9 protein-coding genes are annotated in these 5,538 nt (G+C 49.0%); 2 read left to right on the plus strand and 7 right to left on the minus strand.

Annotated features, from left to right (window positions below):
• Positions 1-511: 511 nt before the first annotated feature.
• On the plus strand, positions 512-718 hold the full coding sequence (locus tag IQ260_RS27145) for a hypothetical protein (protein ID WP_193996203.1): 207 nt from the start codon (positions 512-514) through the stop codon (positions 716-718).
• On the opposite strand, the gene IQ260_RS27150 is transcribed toward IQ260_RS27145, so the two are convergent.
• From IQ260_RS27150 to IQ260_RS27175, 7 genes are all read right to left on the minus strand, one after another.
• The gene (locus IQ260_RS27150) at positions 715-1,902 is read right to left on the minus strand and encodes an AGE family epimerase/isomerase (protein WP_193996204.1); all 1,188 of its coding nucleotides are present in this window, start codon (positions 1,900-1,902) and stop codon (positions 715-717) included. The genes IQ260_RS27145 and IQ260_RS27150 overlap by 4 nt on opposite strands.
• Before the next feature lie 205 nt (positions 1,903-2,107).
• Positions 2,108-2,338, minus strand: coding sequence for a photosystem II protein, Psb35-related (locus IQ260_RS27155; RefSeq protein WP_193996205.1), 231 nt, complete (start codon positions 2,336-2,338; stop codon positions 2,108-2,110).
• 70 nt (positions 2,339-2,408) lie between these two features.
• On the minus strand, positions 2,409-2,579 hold the full coding sequence (psb34, locus tag IQ260_RS27160) for a photosystem II assembly protein Psb34 (RefSeq protein WP_193996206.1): 171 nt from the start codon (positions 2,577-2,579) through the stop codon (positions 2,409-2,411).
• A 142-nt stretch (positions 2,580-2,721) separates the two neighbouring features.
• Positions 2,722-4,359 carry a glycoside hydrolase family 3 N-terminal domain-containing protein gene (locus IQ260_RS27165; RefSeq protein ID WP_193996207.1) on the minus strand — a complete coding sequence of 546 codons (1,638 nt, stop codon included), beginning with the start codon at positions 4,357-4,359 and terminating at the stop codon, positions 2,722-2,724.
• 99 nt (positions 4,360-4,458) lie between these two features.
• Complete coding sequence (gene rbfA / locus IQ260_RS27170; protein ID WP_193996208.1) at positions 4,459-4,881, minus strand: 30S ribosome-binding factor RbfA; 423 nt, start codon at positions 4,879-4,881, stop codon at positions 4,459-4,461.
• 13 nt (positions 4,882-4,894) lie between these two features.
• On the minus strand, positions 4,895-5,023 hold the full coding sequence (locus tag IQ260_RS31575; protein WP_265579588.1) for a hypothetical protein: 129 nt from the start codon (positions 5,021-5,023) through the stop codon (positions 4,895-4,897).
• Entirely contained in the window at positions 4,981-5,178 is a 198-nt protein-coding gene (locus tag IQ260_RS27175; protein ID WP_193996209.1) for a DUF751 family protein, read from the minus strand. The genes IQ260_RS31575 and IQ260_RS27175 overlap by 43 nt, the downstream gene beginning before the upstream one ends.
• 128 nt (positions 5,179-5,306) lie before the next feature.
• On the opposite strand from IQ260_RS27175, the gene IQ260_RS27180 reads away from it, so the two are divergent.
• The coding region (locus tag IQ260_RS27180; protein WP_193996210.1) for a DNA adenine methylase at positions 5,307-5,538 on the plus strand (232 nt) is incomplete at its 3' end.

Genomic DNA, 5,538 nt, shown 5'->3' on the forward strand with positions numbered 1-5,538 from the left:
AGCTACTAGCATATGGTAACTTAATTAGTATCTTTGAACTAACTAGATCGTTTAATTTTAGATTTTGCTTACAGGAATCATCCTAAATCGACAGGATCTCCAGTCATAACAGCTCCCTGAAACAGCAGAGAGATAAGACATCTAGGCAAAGCAGGGAACGCGGTTGGCGACAGTATAGCTCTCGTTACAAGTGCCAGTAGGTCTAATGTGACAGCTGTACCAATCCTTAAGAGTGTCACATTAGTTCCAGTGGGACTACCAGTTGTACATTGCTCGTGACTACATATCCGTAACATTCGTAAATTATTTACTTTGGCAGTAGCCTCTACGTAAATCTGTCACCAGAATGTTGTTCAATAAGGACATTCCTGGTCCAAATCGCGTGGTTTTCATAATTCGGTTTGTCGTCAAGATTACCTGATTTTTATCAGTACCTTGAAAAGCTGTGTATCATTGGGCACCTTCAAATAAGTTGGGTACCCACGTCTTATGCAGCTAACCAAGCAACTTTATGACTTCGAGCAAACTTACTAGTCGTTCACCTCATGGCTCCGAGCATGGCCATAATCTAGACTTTTGGCAGCAGTTGGACAAAGACTTTCGATTTGACGGCGTAGACGAAGAGCAGCTGCGTCAGCAGACTGAGCAGTGGATGACCTGTGCGAGTGAACTGTTAGGACCACCCCCGTGCCGCACTAGGAAAAAAACTAAACGTTAAGCCATTGCCTGACAGTGCTGCCAGCCGAGATAAAGAGCTCTAGGAACATGAAAGCACCCCTTCCACTTACCGCCTTTTAAGGGCAATAAAACATCACCCTGACGACTTAGATAGCCAAACCATTCGCCATAATCTGAGTCATTAAATCGTGACCAGGCGTAATTATGGACGGTGCAATACCACTGCCAGCAATCATCCCTCTGGGTGAGCCGATACCCCAATAGCAGCGCTACTAGAGTTTCCAGGTGCACCCACCATAATTTTTGACTCCACTCTAACTGCTGAGGCGGATAGTCTTTACGGTCTAAAAAGTAAAAGATACCGCCATATTTGCTATCCCACCCGCGCTCAAGAATTGCCACGGTGGTGTCAACAGCTCGGTTAATCAGTACCGTATCTTGCCGACGCCGACCAATATCCATCATGAACCACATGGCTTCGATACCATGTCCAGGATTGAGCAACCGCCCTTCAAAACTATTCATGGGAGAGCCGTCTGGTGCAATATGCTCATACACTAAGCCACTCTCAGCATCCAAAAACTCTTCCATCACAGCATGAATGGTTTGGTCAAGTACTGCGTCTAGGCGTTCTGCACTCAGCAACCAGTCCATTTCTAATGTCAGGTTAGCCAAAATCATCGGCACAGCCAAGGATTTCATCGGTCGAGTACCTGGATAAGCCTTGTTATACTGGCCTTTGGGGTTATCTTGACGACGCAGTACATTATTGTAGGCCTGCAACGCAATTTCCCTAGCAGCATGGTCATCACTGGCCTGGGCATATTGACTAAACGCCATGGCGGCAAAGCAGTCGGAAAAAATGTTGTAGGGCTGGACCAAAGGACGCCCTTGACGATCTAGCGAAAAGTACCAGTTGCCCTCTGGATCACGTCCATACTGTGCCAGAAAATCTGCTCCATGACGCGCCACAGTGAGCCAATCAGAGCGTTGCTCTAGACGGTTATACAACATCGAAAATGTCCACACCTGCCGATTTTGCAACCAGACAAATTTATCGGTGTCATACACATTGCCCTGGACATCTAGACAAGTAAAATAACCACCGTGGTCGCGATCTAATGAATGGCGCTGCCAAAATGGTAAAACCGTCTCCAGCAATGTCGTCTGATAGAGCGTTGACAATGCTCTAAAATCTTGAGTAGACGAAGGATTGATAAGCATTAGGTTAAGTATCGAGACATACGATTAATTAGATTAGAGACATGTCTGCGTGATATTACCATTTCGCTTTTTTTCATGTTTCCTGACAAAATCGCCCTACGCTCAGGATTCCATAACAAAACAGATTCATTAACAAAACAGAAGAGCATCAGCTCAGGAACAGTTCCAGGCTGATGCTCTTCAAAGTTAGCTTTTGGCTAGGCAGTTAGCTGTTGGCGACATTACTGGTGTAAGCGTCACCGCCAGAGGGGTAAACACGCTCGTTGAAATTAGTCTCACGACCGGTTACCAACTTTGCAATATTCTCAAAACCGTCAGAGTTCCAGTTACGCTCATGGATAGGCTTAGACTGCTCTCCGAAGAAGTAGGCTTGGGTACCAATGATGGATGCAGCAACCCAAGCAACAATAATTACGGCGAGTAAAATACCAAACATAGTTTTGTTTCCTGATTGTGAAATGTGTCTTGAGGCGGGCAGGCGTTAACTGTTGTGCGTTTTCGATGAGTTAGCTAACGCCTAGGGCAGTGAGCGTCACTACGCTGATTAACAATGCGGCTAGTCCACCTTGAATTAAGTAGCGACGCTTTTGCTCAGGACTAGGAGCGGACGCTAGATACATTTTGGGCTCAGTAGCGAAGTTGTTGAGCAGTCCGGTTTCGTCAGTAACAGTGGACATTTGGTGTTTTTCCTTTGTTTCTTTATGTGAATTACTGTAACGCAAAATGTAACGAATTGCAAATCTAGTTGACAAATCTAGATCTATAGAATTCATAAAGGAAGTCTATAGATATCCATACCTCAATGAGGGGATGACCTTGCTAATCTGTAAAACTCCGATCTACCCCTACAGCAGCGACAGTTTCACCGACCAAACTTTCTAAGGCCAACCCCTGTGCCATGGGCATCTGCCCATAGCTAAATACCCAGGGAATACTCTGTGGCCAAGACAGCTGCTTCAACACATAGGGACTGCCATAGACAACCACTGCTTGCAAATCTCCTGTAGCAATTAGCATGTCCAAAACCTGGTGTGCCAACTGCACCAGGTTTTGCCCACTGCGGAACGGGTTTCCTCGGATAAACAGCTGCGCCAATGTCGGTATGCCGGTTTTCGGCAGCTGCGACGACCGACTGTCCAGCAGTGTCAGGTCATAGCCCCACTCCATGGGCACTGCGATCGCAGGTGCCGTCCTCGGCAAATACCGACAGCCCAACACATCATCCACCAAAATCACATTTTGTCCCGGTCCCTGTGGACTTAATCTAGAATCACCCTGTCGACTCGCAGACCGCAAAATAGTTCTAGCTAGCTCCAATGCCTGAGGCTGGGCCAGCTGCTGCACCTGGGTTACCGGTTCCGCAGGCTCCCAATCATGACAGGATGGCCCCGTGCCCAACGGTCCCGATACCCGATGCTTCGCCCGCCAAATCCGTTCCACCGACGACCGAATTTGGGTTTCATCCAAACGTTCCACCCGCACCGCTTCACAAATGGCCTGAATACAGCCTTCCACATCCGCAGGCATTAGCACCACATCTGCGCCTGCTTCGACCGCCAGCACAGCCGCTTCATAGGGACCATAGGTATCCGTAATGGCTCCCATCACCAGCGCATCGGTGACAATTAGTCCATCAAAACCCAGCTCCTGATGCAATAACCCCGTCAAAATCGGCTTCGATAGGGTGGCAGGATGTGTGCGATCCAAAGCACTAAGACAGATGTGAGCGGTCATCACGCTGTCCACGGACTTGCCAATCTCTGGAGAAATCGCGCCCTTAAACGGTACTAGCTCTACTCGATCAAGCCTGTCTAACGCATGATCAATTACCGGCAGACTCAGGTGTGAATCTATCGAGGTATCGCCATGACCAGGAAAATGCTTCGCCGTGGTTAGTACTGGGTAATCCTGTGCCCCTGCGATAAATGCCTGGGTCAGCTGGGTAACAATCTCTGGCGTTTCACCAAAGGCGCGCACATTAATCACGGGATTAGCCGGATTATTATTGACATCCACCACCGGCGCCAGCACCCAGTTAAGACCAATGGCCATGGCCTCGCAGGCCGTGCACTGACCAAACTGTCGGGCATAGTCTTTGGCCATGTCTAAGTCAGTTCGGGCAATTTCTCCCAGCGCCATCGGTGGTGGCAACCAGGTGGCACCGCTAAACCGTTGACCCACACCTTCTTCAATATCTGCCGCGATCAAGAGGGGAATCTCTGCCATTGCCTGGAGGGCCTGAGTGCGTAGGGCTATTTCTGCTCCGCTACCACCCAGTAAAATCACACCACCTACCCCCAGGGCGATGTAATGCTCCATCTGGGCCTGGGTTGCTTCCCAAGCAGGATATTCAATTTCGTGGTCAAACAAATGCCCCGTGGTGCGCACCACGATCATCTGCGCCACGAGCTGCGCCAGAGATAGACTGTCTGGATCAGGCAGGATTGGTTTGAGCATTTAGGAAGCTGCATTAAGAAACATGGGTTGTGCAGCAATCGTTATCAAGGCCCCCAGTCTTGGGGAATTTAGGGGACTTTCAAGAGGTTTGCAAGTTGCCTACGCCCTATCCTCATCCTCAGTGGCGCTGGGGACCCTGACCGGAATGCCATTTTCATCAACGTTGCTGCGGTCATGTTCCAGCTGACTGAGTAAATTCAGCACCTGAGTCCCCTGCTCAAATGACACGTCCTCTTTGAAGATAATGTCAGGTGTTCGCCGCAGCCGTAAACGCCGTCCCAAGGTGCCTTTTACATAGGGTGTGGCGGCGGCTAGTCCGGCCATGGTCTCGGCTTTGGCTTCGGCAGTGCCGTAGATGCTGACAAACACTTTGGCATGCTGTAAGTCACCAGCCACATCTACAGCGGTAACGCTAACCATACCTGCGCCTACTCGCTCATCTTTGATGTCCGTTAGGAGCATCTGACTAATTTCACGTTTAATGGATGCGGATACCCGCGCTACTCGACGACTTGTTGCCATCGTCTTCTCCTAGTTAACGAATGGTGGGCAATGCCCACCCTACCGATTCTTGATTGTCCTGGGTGATCACGAGAAATGACCCTAAGCGGACCGTCCCTTCTAAGTCAAACCCAACATTGCCTTTAAGGTAAATGTCAGACATAGAAAGCCCGCCACTACGGCACCTACCAGCGCAACTGCGGTAACGCGATTTTCGAAAAGTGGCAGCAGTGGCTTAACAATGCTGTAGAGTACGCCCAGTGTAAATGTAATAAAGTAACGCGGATAGCGCGATACATTGGAAAAAAAGTCTTGCATCGTCTAAATTGAGGCTCAGCAGTAGCCTTTGGATTTAAGCAAATTATTAAAGGCCTTATTTTACCATAGGCCTTGCATATTCTACCGTAGGTGCTCGATTCTCCTGAGAGGAAAATCCTTAAGAGTTTATGGTTCGACTATCCTCCCCACCTGTAGCGCTACGTCCATTTTTAAAGTGGGCTGGGGGCAAACGACAGTTGTTGCCTGAGCTGCTTAGGTATGCACCTGAGTCCTATGGTTGTTACTATGAGCCGTTTATCGGGGGCGGGGCGCTGCTGCTAACGTTGCAGCCTGGGCAGGCTATTGTTAGCGATCGCAACCCCGAATTGATCAATTGCTACCAGGTAGTCAAAGATTCTT

Source organism: Leptolyngbya cf. ectocarpi LEGE 11479 (genome assembly GCF_015207065.1).
In the GTDB taxonomy this organism is placed as follows: Bacteria; Cyanobacteriota; Cyanobacteriia; order Phormidesmidales; family Phormidesmidaceae; genus Leptothoe; species Leptothoe ectocarpi.